Source organism: Limimaricola variabilis, assembly GCF_034371605.1.
Lineage (GTDB): Bacteria > Pseudomonadota > Alphaproteobacteria > Rhodobacterales > Rhodobacteraceae > Limimaricola > Limimaricola variabilis.
Window position 1 is genome coordinate 182,236 of record NZ_CP139693.1, and the last position, 17,445, is coordinate 199,680.

The 17,445-nt window shown below is 66.2% G+C and carries 16 protein-coding genes; 8 read left to right on the top strand and 8 right to left on the bottom strand.

Annotation, left to right across the window (positions count from 1 at the left end):
- Positions 1–36: 36 nt before the first annotated feature.
- From T8T21_RS18160 to T8T21_RS18185, 6 genes are read left to right on the top strand one after another with little or no spacing between them, the layout of a single operon-like run.
- On the top strand, positions 37–1,335 hold the full coding sequence (locus T8T21_RS18160; protein ID WP_322337832.1) for an extracellular solute-binding protein: 1,299 nt from the start codon (positions 37–39) through the stop codon (positions 1,333–1,335).
- A 55-nt stretch (positions 1,336–1,390) separates the two neighbouring features.
- Entirely contained in the window at positions 1,391–2,257 is an 867-nt protein-coding gene (locus tag T8T21_RS18165; protein ID WP_322337833.1) for a carbohydrate ABC transporter permease, read from the top strand.
- Positions 2,254–3,087, top strand: a complete 834-nt coding sequence (locus T8T21_RS18170) for a carbohydrate ABC transporter permease (RefSeq protein ID WP_322337834.1) — start codon at positions 2,254–2,256, stop codon at positions 3,085–3,087. Before T8T21_RS18165 ends, T8T21_RS18170 begins: the two co-directional genes overlap by 4 nt.
- Before the next feature lie 4 nt (positions 3,088–3,091).
- Positions 3,092–3,874, top strand: coding sequence for a glucosamine-6-phosphate deaminase (gene nagB / locus T8T21_RS18175; protein WP_322337835.1), 783 nt, complete (start codon positions 3,092–3,094; stop codon positions 3,872–3,874).
- On the top strand, positions 3,867–5,012 hold the full coding sequence (gene nagA, locus T8T21_RS18180; RefSeq protein WP_322337836.1) for an N-acetylglucosamine-6-phosphate deacetylase: 1,146 nt from the start codon (positions 3,867–3,869) through the stop codon (positions 5,010–5,012). Before nagB ends, nagA begins: the two co-directional genes overlap by 8 nt.
- A 26-nt stretch (positions 5,013–5,038) precedes the next feature.
- Positions 5,039–6,112, top strand: a complete 1,074-nt coding sequence (locus T8T21_RS18185) for an ABC transporter ATP-binding protein (protein WP_322337837.1) — start codon at positions 5,039–5,041, stop codon at positions 6,110–6,112.
- A gap of 282 nt (positions 6,113–6,394) precedes the next feature.
- Here T8T21_RS18185 and T8T21_RS18190 read toward each other — a convergent pair whose 3' ends face one another.
- The 7 genes from T8T21_RS18190 to T8T21_RS18220 all read right to left on the bottom strand — a co-directional run bounded on the left by T8T21_RS18190 (position 6,395) and on the right by T8T21_RS18220 (position 14,796).
- The gene (locus tag T8T21_RS18190; RefSeq protein ID WP_322337838.1) at positions 6,395–7,306 is read right to left on the bottom strand and encodes an alpha/beta hydrolase; all 912 of its coding nucleotides are present in this window, start codon (positions 7,304–7,306) and stop codon (positions 6,395–6,397) included.
- A 1-nt stretch (position 7,307) separates the two neighbouring features.
- A complete protein-coding gene (locus tag T8T21_RS18195) occupies positions 7,308–8,930 on the bottom strand; it encodes an ABC transporter ATP-binding protein (protein WP_322337839.1) in 1,623 nt (540 codons plus the stop codon).
- Between the two features lie 10 nt (positions 8,931–8,940).
- Positions 8,941–9,762, bottom strand: a complete 822-nt coding sequence (locus T8T21_RS18200; RefSeq protein ID WP_322337840.1) for an ABC transporter permease — start codon at positions 9,760–9,762, stop codon at positions 8,941–8,943.
- Between the two features lie 3 nt (positions 9,763–9,765).
- A complete protein-coding gene (locus T8T21_RS18205; protein WP_322337841.1) occupies positions 9,766–10,722 on the bottom strand; it encodes an ABC transporter permease in 957 nt (318 codons plus the stop codon).
- A gap of 1 nt (position 10,723) precedes the next feature.
- Positions 10,724–12,229 carry a carnitine 3-dehydrogenase gene (locus tag T8T21_RS18210; protein ID WP_322337842.1) on the bottom strand — a complete coding sequence of 502 codons (1,506 nt, stop codon included), beginning with the start codon at positions 12,227–12,229 and terminating at the stop codon, positions 10,724–10,726.
- 67 nt (positions 12,230–12,296) lie between these two features.
- Entirely contained in the window at positions 12,297–13,841 is a 1,545-nt protein-coding gene (locus T8T21_RS18215) for an ABC transporter substrate-binding protein (protein WP_322337843.1), read from the bottom strand.
- A gap of 61 nt (positions 13,842–13,902) precedes the next feature.
- Positions 13,903–14,796: a BKACE family enzyme gene (locus T8T21_RS18220; protein WP_322337844.1), complete on the bottom strand. Its 894-nt coding sequence runs from the start codon at positions 14,794–14,796 to the stop codon at positions 13,903–13,905.
- A gap of 98 nt (positions 14,797–14,894) precedes the next feature.
- Between T8T21_RS18220 and T8T21_RS18225 the strand changes: the two genes are divergently transcribed.
- Positions 14,895–15,827 (top strand): GlxA family transcriptional regulator, encoded by a 933-nt coding sequence (locus T8T21_RS18225; protein WP_322337845.1) that lies wholly within the window; start codon positions 14,895–14,897, stop codon positions 15,825–15,827.
- Positions 15,828–15,953: 126 nt separating this feature from the next.
- Positions 15,954–16,703 (top strand): sulfite exporter TauE/SafE family protein, encoded by a 750-nt coding sequence (locus tag T8T21_RS18230; protein ID WP_322337846.1) that lies wholly within the window; start codon positions 15,954–15,956, stop codon positions 16,701–16,703.
- 11 nt (positions 16,704–16,714) lie between these two features.
- On the opposite strand, the gene T8T21_RS18235 is transcribed toward T8T21_RS18230, so the two are convergent.
- Positions 16,715–17,362, bottom strand: a complete 648-nt coding sequence (locus T8T21_RS18235; RefSeq protein WP_322337847.1) for a 5-formyltetrahydrofolate cyclo-ligase — start codon at positions 17,360–17,362, stop codon at positions 16,715–16,717.
- Between the last annotated feature and the right edge of the window lie 83 nt (positions 17,363–17,445).

Consider the following 17,445-nt stretch of genomic DNA (forward strand, 5'->3'; position numbering starts at 1 on the left):
GATGAGACAATGAACACCACGAGACTGTTCGCAGGCATGGCCTGCATCGCAGCACTGCTTTCGACCACGGCCGTTCAGGCCGAAGTTACCGTTCTGGGCTGGCCGGGTGGCCCGGAGGAAGAGGCGCTTCGCGCCGTAACCGAAATCTACAACACCCGTGAGACGGTTGCTGAGAGCGATCAGGTCGAACTTCTGCTCTTCAGCCGCGACGGCTTTTTCGACAAGCTTCAGGCCGACCTTGCCGCTGGCAGCGATGCCTTCGACGTAAACCTTCTCGCGACCTATTCGATCGGCCGTTACGCCCCTTACCTAGAGCCGATCACCCTGTCGCCCGAAGCCGAGGCCGTCTTTGGCGAGACCGTTCTGTCGACCATGCAATACGATGGGCAGCAATACGGCGTTCCCACCGATCTCTCGATGCATTTCCTGTATTTCCGCTCGGACCTGATCACGGCGCTGCTGGCCGACCCGCAGGCGGCCGAAACCTATGCGGCCATCGCGCAGGAGCATCTGGGCGAGGCACTGCAGCCCAAGCACCCCGACGAATGGACCTGGCAGGACTTTGCGGCAACGGCGCTTTATTTCACCAAGGCCGTGAACCCTGACAGCCCGACCCGCTACGGCACGGTCCTGCAGATGAAGAACCTGCTGTTCAACATGATGGTGTTTCAGTCCCTGCCCCGGGCCTACGGCGCTGACTGGATGAACGAGGCGAGTGAGATCACGGTCGACTCCGAAGCCTACCGGACCGGTCTCGAGATGTACAAACTGCTGCTCGACGCGGGCGCTACACCGCGCGACTCGCTGTCATATGAATTTGCCGAAGCCAATGCTGCCTTTACCTCCGGTCAGGTGGCAATGATGGTGCAGTGGAACGGGGCGGCGGCGTCGCTAACCGATGCCGAGACAGCACCCGCCACGGCGGAGACAACCGAAAGCGTGGCTCCCCCCGCTGGGCCCGATGGTCGGTTTACTCATATTCACGGTCTGGGACTGGGACTCAACGCCAACGCGCGCAACCCCGATGGCGCGCGGGCCTTTCTCGACTGGTTGTCGAGCGAAGAGGCCGCGGTGGCTTATGCCAAGGCCGGCGGCGCCCCGGGCCTGACGGGCTCCGCTGTCGAGGCGGTGGCGGCGGACCGGCCGGACTTGGTGCCGCTTGGGCGATACGCGTCGGACCACGGTTTCGTCATGACCGGGGCGACGTCGGCCGAGGCCCTGTCGGTCTATGAGCTGCAGGCGCGTGAGTTCACTGGTTACTGGGGCGGCACCCAGAGCCTCGATGAGGCGCTTGCGGCAACGCAGGCGGGCATGGCTGATCTGCTGGGCAAGTAGGTCTCACTCTCGCGGCGGCCTGAAAAAAGGTCGCCGCCCTTTCAAAGGACATGAGATGATCCACGGACCCCGCTTGGAAAACGCGGCACTCGCGGCGCCGCTCGTGCTCTTTCTGCTGGCGCTGCTCGGCTTTCCGACGCTGCTCGACATCGTCTATAGCCTCTCGGAAGTCCGGTTCGAGACCCTGCGCGCTCCAAACTTCATCGGCTTGGGCAACTTTGCGGCCGTGCTGACCGATCCGGAGTTCTGGCAGGCGAGCTGGTTCTCACTGAAGTTCGCGACCCTGACGGCGGGCGCGGAATGCCTGCTCGGGCTGGCGCTTGCGATCTATCTCGCGCCGCTTTTGCGCCGTCATCCCTGGCTGCTGGCCATTCTGATCATGCCGATGATCGTGGCACCCGCCATGATGGGTCTCATGTACCGGCTCGTGCTGCACGAATTCATCGGCCCTCTGCCGCACTACCTGCTGTCATGGTTCGGCGACAGCCCCGGCTTTCTCACGGCCGACAATGTCTTCCTTACGATCTTCGTGATCGAGACGCTGCAATGGACCCCCTTTGCTCTGCTGCTGTTCCATATGGCCTACGAGGCGATCCCCGGGGATATTCGCGAGGCGGCTTCGGTCGACGGCACCCGCAGCTGGCGAATGCTGACCCGGATTGAACTGCCGCTTATGGCGCCGACGTTGGCGATCGCGTTCTTCGTGCGTTTCATTGATGGCTTTCGGGTCTTCGACAACATCTGGGTGCTGACCGGCACCGGTCCGGGCGGCTCCACCACCTCGCTGTCGATCTATATCTACGTGACCTTTTTCCGGTCGGGCGACATAGGCAAGGCAGTGGCGGCGAGCGTGATCCTGTTCGCGGCAGCCTTTGCCATGCTGTGGCTGGCAGCGCGTCAGCTGCGCAGGGAGGACGCATGATGCGCGGGCTCGACAAAGGCATGCGCTGGCTGGTCTTCGGCCTCGCCGCCTTCATCCTCAATTTCCCGGTGATCGCGACGCTGGTCACCTCCCTGAAATCCGCGGGTGAAATTGCCAGCAACCCGGGCCTGAGCGTGCGCAGCCCGACGCTCGAGAACTACGCCGCCGTGCTCTCGACTGGAGGGCGGCTCGACGTCTGGGCCTATCTTGGCAACAGCCTCGTGGCAGCGCTGATCGGAAGTCTGCTGCCGATGGTGTTGTGCTTCCCCATGGCTTGGGCGGTCGCGCGGCGCGGTGTCGGGGCGGCCTGGTTGTTTCCCGCCGTGGTCAACCTGCGCGCCCTGCCATTGATCGTCTTCGCGATCCCGCTTTATCTTATGTATCAGTCGCTGGGGCTTCTGGACACGCGCATGGGGCTTGGACTGATCCTCGCGGTGGTGAACCTGCCACTGGCGATGCTGATCCTCGTCAACACAATCCGGGATCTGCCGCTTGAGCTTGAAGAGGCGGCGCGAATGGATGGCGCACGACTCTCGACGCTGCTGTGGCAGATCGTGCTGCCGCTATGCCGTCCGGCGTTGGTGACGGTCTTCATCTTCGGCTTCATCACCGCCTGGAACGAGTTTCTTTTCGGCCTGATGCTGACCACTTCGGAGGCCGTGCCGATCACCGTGGGCGCCTCGTTCTTCTTCGCTTCGGGTGGTGGCGGCGTGCAATGGGGGGTGGCGGCGGCGATCATCATGATCTCCTCGGCTCCACCGCTGCTGCTGGGCCTGTTCATGTACCGACATATCGGCGGGTCGATGACCGCCGGCGCCGTGAAAGGCTGAGACCATGAAAATACTGATACTGCCCGACCGGGACGCTGCCGTGGCAAGCTGCGTGGCACTGATCGCCGACGCCCTGACCGATAAGCCAGACGCTGTTCTGGGGCTGGCCACCGGAGGCACGATGGAGCCGGTCTATGCCGGTCTGCTCGATCGTACCCGAGCGGGCCAGGTGTCGCTTGACCGGATGACGAGCTTCAACCTCGACGAATACGTCGGCCTGTCGCCAGAACATCCGCAATCCTACCACGCCTTCATGCAAGAGCGGCTGTTCGCGCCACTCAAACTCGAGCCGGCGCGGACCCATCTGCCCCGTGGCGACGCCCCCGACCCGGTGGCCGAAGCCGCGCGCTATGACGCGGCGATCACGCATGCCGGGGGTATCGATTTGCAACTCTTGGGGATCGGCCGCAACGGGCATATCGGCTTCAACGAGCCCAGCTCTTCGCTGGCTTCGCCGACGCGGGTCAAGACACTTACCCGCGCGACCCGCGAGGCCAATGCCCGTTTTTTCGGCCCGGACGAGGCGGTGCCGCGTTTTGCGATCACCATGGGCATCGCCACGATCCTGCGCAGCCGCCACGCCGTCCTGCTGGCCACAGGTGCCGCCAAGGCGGAAGCGGTCGCGGCGATGGCCGAGGGCCCGCTGAGCGCCCGCTGCCCGGCCTCGGCGTTGCAGATGCATCCCAAGGTGACGGTCGTGCTCGACACCGAGGCGGCCGCAGGCCTGGAACTGCGTCAGTACTACGAAACTGTCCACCCGCAGGGTCAGGAGGTGACGCTTGTCTGACGCGGCCTCGCTGATCCTCCTACCGGATGCATTCTACGATGGCGACGTGGAGTACCCGGTCGCAGATCGGGCGGTTGTCATCCGGGACGGCTTCATCCGGGACGTCACCTCGGCCAGCCACGCGCCACCGGGGCGCGTGCTTCGTATGCCCGTGGCGGCCCCCGGTTTTATCGACCTGCAGATCAACGGCGGCGATGGCGTGATGTTCAACGACGTGCCGACGCACGATACGTTGAAACGCATGGCCAATGCGGCGCACCGGGGGGGCACGGCGCATATCCTGCCGACCTTCATCACCGCGCCCGGGACCTCCTACCTCGCCGCAATGCGCGCCGTGCGCGCGGCGCTGGTCGAGGCCGAGCCGGGGATCTTGGGCCTGCATCTGGAAGGACCGTTCCTGTCGCCCGCGCGGCCGGGCATCCACCCGCCCGCGGCAGTGCGTGATCTGACGACCGTGGATATCGACGCGCTGTGCGAGGGCGTGGGCGGGCCCTTGCTGCTCACGCTCGCCCCAGAGAAGGCCCCGCCTGGGGCGATCGCGCGCCTGACCCGCGCCGGTCTGACGGTCTTTGCGGGGCACAGTGACGCCAATTATGCCGCGATGATGCGCGCGGCGGATGAGGGCCTGAGCGGCGGCACCCATCTCTTCAACGCGATGTCGCAGGTCACAGGCCGCGCTCCCGGCGTGGCCGGCGCGCTGCTCGACGACCCGCGACTGTTCGCGGGCCTCATCGCCGACGATATCCACGTGCATCCGGCCAACCTGCGACTGGCGCTTCGCGCCATGACCGACGCTCGGCTGTGTCTCGTCACCGATGCGATGGCAACGCTCGACGCACCCGACGCGACCTTCGTCGTGAATGGCAAGACCATTTCCCAGAGGGACGGACGCCTCGCAGATGCCGAAGGGCGTCTTGCCGGTGCGCATTTGGCGATGGACGAAGCGGTCCGCAACATGTGCCGTCTGGGCGGTGCGCGCCCGGCGCAGGCGCTCAGAATGGCGGCAACGACACCGGCCGAGGTCTTGAGCCTCGGCCAGGAACTGGGTCGCATCGCGCCGGGGCACCGCGCCTCGGTCACCCTGCTTGACCAAGATCTGCACGCGACCGGGGTCGTCGTGGACGGGCAGGTCATTTAGACACATCCCAAGGCGAAGGAGCCATCATGAGCACGATCAGCCTGGACGCCGTCGGCAAAAGCTTCGGGACCACCGAGATCATCCGCAACGTCTCCTTCGAGATCGAGCAGGGCGAATTTGTGGTCCTTGTCGGGCCCTCCGGCTGCGGTAAGTCGACCTTGCTGCGTCTCGTGGCCGGTCTCGAGGCGGTCAGCCGCGGCCGGATCCGCATCGGTGGGCGCGATGTCACCGATCTGGCGCCCCACGACAGGGGACTGTCGATGGTGTTCCAGTCTTACGCGCTCTATCCGCATATGACGGTCCGGCAGAACATTGCTTTCGCGCTTCACACCGAAAAGCTTCCGCAGGCCGAGATCGACGCCCGAGTGACCGAAGCCGCCCGCGCGCTGCAGCTTGACGCCTACCTTGATCGTAAGCCCAAGGCCCTATCCGGTGGTCAGCGCCAGCGTGTCGCCATTGGTCGGGCGATCGTGCGAAAGCCGCAGGGGTTTCTGTTCGACGAACCGCTGTCGAACCTCGACGCGGCGCTTCGGGCTGAAACGCGGCTTGAGATCGCGGCACTGCATCGCCAGCTGGGCGCGACCATGCTGTATGTCACGCATGATCAGGTCGAAGCGATGACCTTGGCCGACCGTATCGTCGTATTGCGCGACGGCGAAGTCATGCAGATCGGCTCACCCCGAGATCTTTATACCGCACCTGCAAACCTGTTCGTGGCACAGTTCATCGGCAGTCCGAAGATGAATGTCCTGCCATGCGACATGCATGGTGGAAGCCCGATCAACCTTCCGGGCGGCGGGACGATTTCTGTGCCGAAGGGGGTATCAGGCCAAGCCGTTCATCTTGGGCTGAGACCCGAGGACATTCGCCTCGTGGAGCCGGGCGGGGGGCAGATCTCGGGGCGGATCGATTTCAACGAATACCTCGGGGCGGACAACAGCGTGTTCGTGGATGCCGGGCCGCTGGGCCGGATAAATGTTCGTGTGCCTGGGGGTCAGTTCCCACGGCCGGGCGATACGGTGGGGATAGAAGTAGCGCCTGAACATCTGCACCTGTTCGACGTCGAAGGTGTAGCACTGCGCAAAGGCGCTGTCGTTTGAGAAACCGAATGTTTCAATGCGGCCTGACAGCACAGTGGAGTGCACCCGGAGCTATGATCTCGATCCCATTGAAGAAGAGCGCAACCAGTTGAAGTGGGCCACCTCCGAGTGCGGAAAACGCGCGTCGACCCGGGTTTGGCAGTGTTTCCGCCAAGTTTCAGGGCCGACCGCTATGCCGGTCGATCATCGCGATCCGAGGCACGCCTATCCGGCTGGTCGCTCCATTCCCTTAGAAAGACTCGACCTCGGGCCAAGCTGTGACGAAAGGCAGCTATTGAGCTGTTAGCCCGTCGAGCGAAGCTGCCCCTGCAGCCAGTCGCAAATCGCTTCGAAGCTTCGCGCAGCGCGAATGCTGCGATGCCGAGCCCGCAAGTAGCCATGTACAAGCTGCGGTTCGTTGCGCCATTCGGCGGCGACTCCGGCGGCGACGAGTTTGTCGACATAGGCGGGGCCGTCGTCGCGCAGCGGATCGACATCGGCCGTGACGACGAGGGCCGGGGGCAGCCCGGCGAAATTGGCGGCGCGCAGCGGCGAGAGCTCGGGATCGGTCTCGCGCAGCATCATGTCGCCGCCGGTCAGCACCCCCGCGTAATGGACGAGATCGGCGGTGCGCAGGAGCGGCGCCTCGGCGTTCTCGGCATAGGAGGGCGCGGACATGTCGCCGCCCAGACCGGGATAGATCAGACATTGCGCCAGCGGCATCGGCCCACCCATGCGCCGCATGCGCCGGCACAGCGCCGCCGACAGAGCGCCGCCCGCACTGTCGCCCAACACGATGCCGGGGCGGTGCGCGCTATCGTTCCTCCAGACGGTCTCTACGTCGTCGAGCTGCGCGGGGTAGAGATGCTCGGGCGCCAGCCTGTAGTCGACCGCGACCAGCTCAGCCCCGGTGGCCAGCGCGATCTCGGCGCAGACGTCGTCGTGGCTGTCGAGCGAACCCACCACATAACCACCGCCATGCAGGTAGAGAAGGAAGGGCCCCGCCGCGCCGCGCGGGCGGTAGCGGCGTATCGGCACCCCTGCCACCACCGCGTCGGTGACGACGATGTCTTCAGGTCGGGGCCTGCGAAACACCGCGCACATCGCGTCGTAGTGACGACGGTTCTCGGCGGGCGTGGCGGTGTTGGCCTCGGCCGGGTAGGCGGCCTCGGTCTCGGCGATGAAGCGCAGGATCTCGGGATCGGTCACGCGCATCTCAGATCTCCCCCCGGCGGGCAAGCGCGGTATCGAGCCAGTCCGCATCCATCTGCGGCACCGAGGCGAGCAGAGTCTCGGTGTAGGGGTGGTGCGGGGGCGCGAACATCTCGTCCCGCGGGCCCTGCTCGACCACCTCGCCGTTTTGCATCACCACCACGTGGTCGGCGATGGCGCGGACGGTGGCGAGGTCGTGGGTGATGAACATGTAGCTCAGGCCCCGCTCCTCCTGCAGGCGCCGCAGGAGGCGCAGGATGCCATTGGCCACGAGCTGGTCGAGCGCGCTCGTCACCTCGTCGCAGACGATGAGCTTGGGCTCGGCGGCCAGCGCGCGGGCGATGCCGATGCGCTGTTTCTGCCCGCCAGAGAGCGCGCCGGGCAGGCGGTCGATGTAGCTGTCGGGGTCGAGCTCGATCGCCGCCAGCAGCTCGCGGATCCGTGCCTCCTGCGCCGCGCCCCTGAGTCCGAGGTAGAAGCGCAGCGGGCGGCCGATGATCTCGCGGATCGTCTGCTTGGGGTTCAGCGCTGTGTCGGCCATCTGGTAGATCATCTGGATCTGCCGCAGCTGGTCCTTGGACCGCCCGGCGAGCCGGTCGGGCAGGGGCGCGCCATCGAGCTCGACTTGTCCCGCGCTGAGCGGCAGGAGGCCAGTCAGCACCCGCGCCGTGGTCGATTTTCCCGAGCCGCTCTCGCCCACCACCGCGACGGTGCGGCCCTTGGGGATGTCGAAGCTGACATCGCGCAGCACCCGCGTGCCGCGCACGTATTCGGCCGAGACCTTCGACAGCCGCAGCACCGGGGTTTCGCCTTCGGCGGGGGCCGGGCGGGCAGCGGCTTCGTGGCTGCGCACGGCCCAGAGCGATTTGGAGTAGTCCTCGCGCGGGGCGGAGAGCATGGCGCGGGTAGGCTGTTCCTCGACCTCCTCGCCATGGCGCAGGATCTTGATCCGGTCGGCCATCTGCGCGACCACCGCGAGGTCGTGGGTGATGTAGATCGCGGCGGTGCCGAACTCGCGTACCGCGTCGCGGATCGCCGCCAGCACCTCAATCTGTGTGGTGACGTCGAGCGCGGTGGTCGGCTCGTCGAAGATGATGAGGTCGGGACGACAGGACATCGCCATCGCGGTCATCGCGCGCTGCAGCTGTCCGCCAGAGACCTGGTGCGGATAGCGAAAGCCGATCTCGCCGGGATTGGGCAGACGCATCCGGGCATATAGTGCGCGGCCCTCGGCCTCGGCCTCGTCGCGGCCCCTGATGCGGTGGATCTCGGTCGGGGCTTCGGAAAACTGCCGGATCAGCCGGTGCGCCGGGTTGAAATTGGCCGCCGCCGATTGCGCGACGTAGGCGATGCGCCGACCGCGCAGACCGCGCCTGCGGCGTTCCGACAGTGCGAGGAGGTCTTGCCCGTCGAAGTCGATTGAGCCGCCGGAGATGCGGGTGCCGTCGCGGGCATAGCCCATGGCGGCGAGGCCCAGCGTCGATTTCCCGGCGCCGCTCTCGCCGATCAGGCCGAGGATCTCGCCGCGCTTCAGCTCCAGATCGACGCCCTTGACGATCGGGGTCCAGCTTCGGCCCTGCCGGCCCTCGATCCTGAGATCTCGGATGGTGAGGAGGGGATCGGTCATCTTGAACCTCTCAGTCCTTGAGGCCGGAGGCGCGATGCAGCACCCAGTCGACGACGAAATTGATGCTCACCGTCAAAAGCGCGATGGCGGCGGCGGGCAGGAGCGGGGTGATGTCCCCGAAGGTGATGAGGGCCGCGTTGTCGCGCACCATGGAGCCCAGATCGGCGGTGGGCGGCTGGATGCCGAGCCCGAGGAAGGACAGCGCGGAGATAGCGAGGAACACGAAGCAAAAGCGCAGGCCGAACTCGGCGATCAGAGGGGCCGTGGCATTAGGCAGGATCTCGCGGCGCATCAGCCAGCCGAGCCCTTCGCCCCGGAGCCGCGCGGCTTCGACGTAATCCATGACTACCACGTCCATCGCCACGGCGCGCGCGAGGCGGAACACGCGCGTCGCCTCGATCACCGCGATGACGATCACGAGGTTGACGATGCCGGTGCCGTAGATCGACAGCAGCAAAAGCGCGAAGAGAAGCGCCGGGATCGCGATCAGCATGTCGACGAGCCGCGACAGGAGCTGATCGACCCAGCCCCCCGTCACCGCAGCCAGAAGCCCGAGCCCCGCACCCGCGCCGAAGGCCAGCACGGTCGTGGCCAGGGCGATGCCGAGCGAATTGCGCGTGCCCCAGATCAGCCGCGAGACCACGTCCCGGCCCAGGTTGTCGGTGCCCAAGGGGTAGGCGCCGCCCCAGGGCTCGAACTCCATGCCGACGATCTCGGTCTCGCCGAAGGGTGCGATGAGGGGGGCGAAGAGGGCGACGAAGATGTAGAGCGCGATCACCACGATGCCGAACCAGGCCGTCGGCGGAGCGGTCTTGATGTCAGTCAGCGTCATCGGTCATTTCCTGTGCATCAGCCGCGGATTGGTGGCGATGGCCAGCAGATCGGCGGCGAGATTGAGCAGGATGTAGATGCCCGCGAAGATCAGGCAGGCGGCCTGCACCACCGGGATGTCGCGCTTGGCCACCGAGTCGACCATCAGCTGTCCCAGCCCCGGAAAGACGAAGACCACCTCGACGATCACCACGCCGGTGATCAGATAGGCGAGGTTGAGCGCCACCACGTTGATGATCGGCGACAGCGCGTTGGGCAGGGCATGGCGCAGGATCACCCGCGCGGGCGAGGCGCCCTTGAGCCGGGCCATCTCGATATAGGGCTGGGCCATGAGATTGATGATCGCGGCGCGGGTCATCCGCATCATATGCGCGGTGACCACGAGCACGAGCGTCAGCGCCGGAAGGAAGGTCCGGTAGAGGATCGTGCCCAGATCCGCGCCGCTGCCGAAATCGGCGATCGAGGGGAACAGCCCCCATTTGACCGAGAGGAACAGCAATAGGATGTAGGCCACGAAATACTCGGGAAACGAGATCGAGCTGAGCGTCGCCACGTTGACGAAGCGGTCGAACCAGCTGCCCCTGTAGAGCGCTGCGAGAAGCCCAAGTCCTAGCGCCAGTGGCACAGAGATTGCGGCGGCGTAGGCGGCGAGGAACAGCGTGTTGCCGAAGCGCGCGGCCAGCAGTTCGCCGATCTCGCGGCCATTGGCGAGCGAGGTGCCGAAATCGCCCCGGAGCGCGCCGCCGAGCCAGTCGAGATAGCGCAGATGCGCCGGCTGATCGAGACCCAGCTCGCGGCGGAAGGCCGCGACCGTCTCGGGCGTGGCGGACTGGCCGAGGATCTCCTCGGTCAGGTCGCCGGGCAGAAGCTCGATCGCGAGGAAGATGAACAGCGAGATCGCGAAGAGGGTCAGGAGCCCGAGGGCCAACCGCTGCAACGTCATGTGCAGGAGGGGATGCATGTCAGGCGGGCTCCCCGAGCGGCCAGCCGATGTCGCGGATCGGGCGGCCCGCGTGATCGGGCGCGGGCAGAGCGCTCTGGCCGGGCGCCAGCGCGGCCAGCCGATCGGTCAACGGCGCGCGCATCGGGCAGGCGCGGCCGGCCTGCGTATCGACATGCATCAGCATGTGCTCGGCCGTGGCCTGCACCGTGCCATCGGCATCGACCATCTCGTGATGCAGCCGGATGCGCTTGGCATCGAAGCCCAGCACGGTGGTGCGTACGGTGAGATCCGTGCCCGCGGCGGTCTCGGCGAGATGACGGATATGCGTCTCGACCGTGTAGACCGACAAGCCTTGCGCGCGGTAGGCGGCATTCATGCCGATATGGCCCAGAAAGGCGTCCGTGGCGTCGCCGAAGACCTGCAGGTAGCGGAATTCGGTCATGTGGCCGTTGTAATCGAGCCAGTTGCCACCGACCTTCGCGCGGTGCAGCTGCAGCGGTTCGGTGGGGTCGGGCGCGGCCGCTGCTGCGCGGGCATGGGCCTGCGCGAAAGCGCGCTCCTCCATGGCGCGCAGCGTCTCGCCCGCGCCCCAGCCATTGGCGCGCAACGCGTGCAGGATGCCGATCAGGTTGTCATCTCGGATCCGCTCCAGCTCGCGGATCGTGTGTTGCCCCGATTGCGCGTCGGACTGCGCGGCGATCTTGGCCGACAGTTCCTCGGTCATTTCGGGCACGTCCATGAGCTTGGTCCAAGGCCATTTCAGCGCCGGTCCGAACTGGTCGATGAAGTGTTTCATGCCCGCTTCGCCCCCGGCGATGCGGTAGGTCTCGAACAGGCCCATCTGCGCCCAGCGAAGCCCGAAGCCAAAGCGGATCGCGTCGTCGATCTCCTGCGTGGTGGCGATGTCGTCCTTCACCAACCAGAGGCTTTCGCGCCAGACCGCCTCGAGCAGCCGGTCGGCGATATGCGCATCGATCTCGCGGCGGATCTTGAGAGGGTGCATGCCGGTTTGCGCGAGAATGCCCGCTGCCCGATCGAGGATGGCGTCGTCCTCCGGCCCGGAACCCACCAGCTCGACCAGCGGCACGAGGTAGACCGGGTTGAAAGGATGGGCCACGAAGATCCGCTCTGGATGGGCAGCGCCCCGGCGCAGCTCGGAGGGCTTGAACCCGGAGGTCGAGGAGCCGATCAGCGCCTCGGGGGATGCCGCCGCCTCGATCGCGGCGAAGACCTTGTGCTTGAGGTCGAGCCGTTCGGGCACGCTTTCCTGGATGTACTCCGCGCCTTGGACCGCGCCGGCGATGTCGTCATGAAAGCTCAGCCGCCCCTCGGGCACGGGTGGTGCGGAGATCAGCCGCGCGCGGGCGCGGCGGGCGTTGTCGAGCACCTCGCCGATGATGCGGCGCGCTTCGGGGTGAGGGTCGTGAACGGCGACGTCGGTGCCGTCGAGCAGGAACCGGGCGATCCAACCGCCGCCGATGACGCCGCCGCCGATGCAGGCGGCGCGGGAGAGGGTTCGGGTCATGCGATGGGCCTTTCGAGACTGTCGTTCGGGGCGCCCCGCCGCCGGCTGACGGCGGAGCATGAGGAGGTCAGATGGCCCACCAGCGATCGACGACCTTCCAGCCGTCGAGGAAGCGGTTCGAGGCGAGGTCGCCATGCGCGATGCGGTCGTTTTTGCCATCGATGTAGTTGGCGAACATCGGGATGATCGAGCCACCATCGTCGCGGCACAGTGCCTGCATTTCGTGATACATCTCGGCGCGGAGGCCCTCGTCGAGCTCGGCGCGGGCGGCGACCAGCAACTCGTTGAAGCGCGGATTGCCCCAGCGGCTCTCGTTCCACTCGGCGCCGTCGGCATAGACCAGGCTGAACATCCAATCCTCAGTCGGGCGGCCGTTCCAGTAGCTCATGGCGAAGGGATCCTTGAGCCAGACATTCGACCAGTAGCCGTCGGCGGGTTTGCGGTCGACATTGACGCGGATCCCGGCCCTGCCCGCGGATTCTTGGAACAGCACGGCGGCATCCACCGCGCCGGCGAAGGCTGCGTCGGAGGTCGAGAGCGAGACATCGAGGCTGTCGAGACCGGCCTGTTTGAGATGAAACTTCGCACGGTCGGGATCGTAGGCGCGCTGTTCGAGATCGGCGGCGTGGAAGCGGTTACCCGGTGCGATCGGGTGATCATTGCCAAGCGAGCCATGGCCCTTGAGCACCTTGTCGAGCATTTCCTGCCGGTTGATCGCGTGCTTGAGCGCGAGGCGCACGTTCACGTCGTCGAAAGGCGCGGCGTCGCAATGCATCGGAAAGGGGTAATGCGCGGTGCCGGTGACCTCGACCAGCGACAGACCGGGACGGCGGCTCAGCAGGTGCACGGTCTTGGGCGGCACGCCGTTGATGATGTCGACCTCGCCGGTCACCAGCGCGTTTTGCCGCGCGGTGGGGTCGTTGATCGTCAGCAGCGTCACCTCGTCGAACCAGGCGCGGTCGTCCTTCCAGTAATCGTCGCGCCGCTTGAGGCGAATGCGCACGCCGGGCTCGTGCTCTTCGAGCGTGTAGCCGCCGGTGCCGATCGCGGCTTGCCAGTCGATCCGGCCATTGCCGTCATCGGGCATGATGACGAAGTGGTAGTCGGCGGCGACGAAGGGGAAGTCGGCATTGCCGGCGGTCAGCTCGAACACCACCACGCGGTCGCCATCGGCGCGGATCTCGGCGACCTGCTCGAGCAGCCCCTTAGCGCCCGACTTGGTGTCCTCGCCGCGATGGTGGTTGAATGAGGCGATCACGTCGGCGGCGGTGAGCTTGCGACCATCGGAGAAGGCCACGTCGCGCAGCTTGAAGGTCCAGACGCGCGCCTCGGCATCGGGTTCGAAGCTCTCGGCCAGCTCGGGCGCCGCGCGTCCTTCGGCGTCGATCTCGACGAGGTTGTTGCACACCCCGCCGAGCATCGCGGTGACCACCGGTCCCGCGGCATAGGTCGCGGGGTCGATGGTGTCCGAGGTGGCACCGCCGGAATGGCCGATGCGGATCGCGCCGCCGCGCTTCGGCCCGGCCTGCGCGCGCAGCGCGGTGGGTCCGAGGGCGAGAGCGGCGGTGCCGGTGGCCAGAAAGCCGCGGCGGCTGAGATCGGTGAATGTCATGCAAATCTCCCTGAAATCGGCCGCGCGCAAAGCCGCGTGCGGCATGTGATGGGGTGGGGGGTCACCAGCGCTTCTTCAGCTTGAGCTTCTCGCGCACCTGCGCGGGCGTCATGAGGTTGACGTTCATCGCCGAAAGCATTGTCGCCGCGCGGTCCACCAGATCGCCGTTCGAGGCCGCAACGCCGCGCTCCAGCCAGATGTTGTCCTCGAGCCCCACGCGAACATTGCCGCCCGCCAGCACCGCCTGCGCGGCATAGGGCAGCTGCATCCGGCCGATCGAGAACATCGAGTAGACCCAGCCTTCGGGCATGTTGTTGGTCAGCGCGGTGAGCGAATTGAGATCGTTGGGCGCGCCGAAGGGAATGCCCAGGCACAGTTGCACCAGGACCGGATCATCAATCAGCCCCTCGTCCACCAGCGTTTTGGCGAGCCACAGATGCCCAAGATCGAACACCTCGATTTCGGGCTTCACCCCCGCCGCCTGGATCCGCTGCGCCATGGCACGCAGCGTGCCGGGCGTGTTGGTCATCACGTAATCAGCCTCGGCGAAGTTCATCGTGCCGCAGTCGAGCGTGCAGATCTCGGGCAGGAGTTCCTCGACATGCACCAGCCGCTCGGTGGCGCCGATCAGGTCGGTGCCGGCTGCGTCGAGCGGCAGCGGCGCCTCGGGGGAGCCAAGCACGATGTCGCCGCCCATGCCGGCGGTGAGGTTGAGGATCACGTCGGTGCCGCTGTCGCGGACCCGCGCCACCACTTCGCGGTAGAGCGCCGGATCGCGCGACGGCGCGCCGGTCTCGGGGTCGCGGACATGGACATGGGCGATCGCGGCGCCGGCACCGGCGGCCTCGACGCAGGACGCGGCGATCTGCTCGGGCGTCACCGGCACCTTGTCGCTCTTGAGGTGGCTCTGCCCCGAGCCGGTCACGGCACAGGTAATGAATGCGTCCCAGTTCACGGTCGCGCCTCCGATCGGCTTGGATTGGTCGATTGAGGAGAAGCTAGCCGCGGTCCATCGATCCCGCATTGCCATTTCTGCCGTTTATATTGCACAAAATGACAACCATGACGTTCCGGATCGTCTTTCTGCCCTTCGACGGCTTTTCCAACATGGTGCTGGCCAGCGCCATCGAACCGCTGCGCGCGGCTTGTGATCTCTCTGGTCGGCCCCTGTTCAACTGGTGCGTGGCGACGCCGGGTGGCGAAGCGGTCAGCAGCTCCTCCGGGCTACGATTGGCCGCCGAGATCGAATTGTCGGAAATCGGCCAATGCGATGCACTCGTCCTGATAGCCGGCTATGGGGCTCGGGAAGCCGCGGCCCGTCCCGAATTGCTGCCCGCGATCCGTGCCGCAGCGCGACGGTCCCGGACGGTGACGGGCCTCGACATGGGGGCATGGATCATGGCGGCAGCAGGATTGCTCGAGGGCTACCGCGCTACGGTGCACTGGCATGAGATGGAGGCGTTCGCGGAAGAGTTTGCCGGCGTCGAAGCGGTGGCCGAAAGCTACGTAACCGACGGTGACCGTCAGAGCGCAGGCAGCGCGACTTCAGCGATGGAGCTGACACTCGAGGCGATCCGCTGGCTCGGGGGGGATGCTCTGGCATACGACGTGCGTACGCTTTTCGTACACGACGATATCGAGCGCCGTCGCGCCGAGAGCGGCGCGCTGTCCCCGCAGCTGGGTCGTGCCGTGCGCTTCATGCTCGATGCAATCGAGGAGCCGCGCAGCCTGGTCGAAGTCGCGGCTCATGCGGCGGTCTCACTGCGCACGCTCGACCGGCTCTGTCGGCGTGAACTGGGCACCTCAGCGGGCGTGTATTACCGCGCTCTGCGTCTGACGCGGGCACAGAACCTCTTGACCGAGACCGGCTTGCCCTTGCGCGAGATTGCGCTGCGCTGCGGCTTTGCTTCGGCCTCGACATTATCTCGCGCCTACAGCCAGCAGTTCGGTCGGTCTCTTTCCGCCACCCGCCGCATGGGCGCGTGAGGGGCAGTAGGATCCGCAAGAAGCCGGGTCGGTACAAATCGTCGCGAGAGCAAACCAATCAGACCAATTTGCAGACCAACATCGGGATAGTGCATCGAACCGGAACCGTAGCGGGGGATCCTGTTCATGCTTTCCATATTCCTTCTGTCCATTGCCGGCCTTCTTGCCGGAGTCGTCAATGCCATTGCGGGGGGCGGCACGTTGCTGAGCTTTCCGGTCCTCATCTGGCTGGGTGTCCCGCCGGTCATGGCCAACGCCACCGCCACGCTGACGGCGCTACCCGGTTATATGGGTAGCGGCTGGGCCTATCGGCAGGACATCCGTGCCGAGGGGAGCCTTTCGCTGCGCCGGATCATCGCGCTTGCCGCCATCGGCGGACTAGCCGGGGCCGGTCTGCTGCTGATCACGCCGGGCGACGCCTTCGTGGGCATCGTGCCTTGGCTGCTGCTGACCGCCACACTGCTGTTCGCTCTTGGTCCACGTCTGCTCGCGCGTGTGCAAAAGCGTGGTCACGGCGTCACCGGCCCGCGGCTCTCGGCCTTGGCGATAGGTGTTGTGGCGGCCTATGGGGGGTATTTCAACGGCGGGCTCGGAATCATGCTGCTGGCGGTGTTCGCCCTGATCGGCTTCCGCGACCTGCACGGCATGAACGGTTTGAAGAACCTGCTTTCGGCCGTGCTGGCGCTGGTTTCGACAGCGAGCTACGCCGCCGCCGGCCTGATCGCCTGGGAGCCCGCCCTGATCCTGGCGCTGGCGACGACGCTGGGCGGATATGTCGGTGCGCGACAGGCGCGGCGGATCAGGCGCACCGAACTCCTGAGGGCCGCCATCGTTGCAGTGGGCGCGGTGCTGACCCTGCTGTTCTTCTTCCTTTGAGTCTCGTTCGCTCAGCGGGTCGAATAGGTGCCATCCGACAGCAGGATCTCATCCAACGGCACGTCCCAAGGCATCGGGAAGATGGTTGGCAGCAAACATCCCTCAAACCCCACCCCGATGCTGCGCGGGCGCGGCGCCATCTCGCCCAAGCTGCGGTCGTAATAGCCACCGCCATTGCCGAGCCGGTGATTTGCCCTGTCCGCACCCACCAGCGGCGCGACGATGATGTCGGGCCGGCTGATCGCGCCCTTGGCTGGCACGGGTATGTTCCAGATCCCGCGCGTCATCTGGCAGCCCGGCATCCAAGCGTGGAAGGCAAGGGGGGCCCGCGCCTCGACCACGACCGGGAGCGAGATCCGCGCGCCGGCGGCATGGGCCCTATGCATCCAAGGACGCAGGTCTGGTTCGCCCCGGATCGGCCAGTAGACGGCAATGTCCACGTCGCGCTCGATCCCGATGATCCGATCGAGCCCTTCGATGAGCGCCGCGGTCGCGCGCGTGCGCTCATCCGGAGCCAATCCGCGTGCCGCGATGAGCCGCTGACGCTTGGCCCGTCGGAAACGGGCCACGTCCTTGGCGGTCTGGAGATCGACCGGGTGCCCGCCGACCAGATGATGCGCGAAACAGGGTTCGGAGCCGCCTACGTTGTCATCATGCATTCGGGTTGCTCCCTCGGCCCGGGGCTGGCGAGCACAACTTAGCGTGGCCCCGAGCCGACGGAAAGCGGAGCCTGATGGCGGGG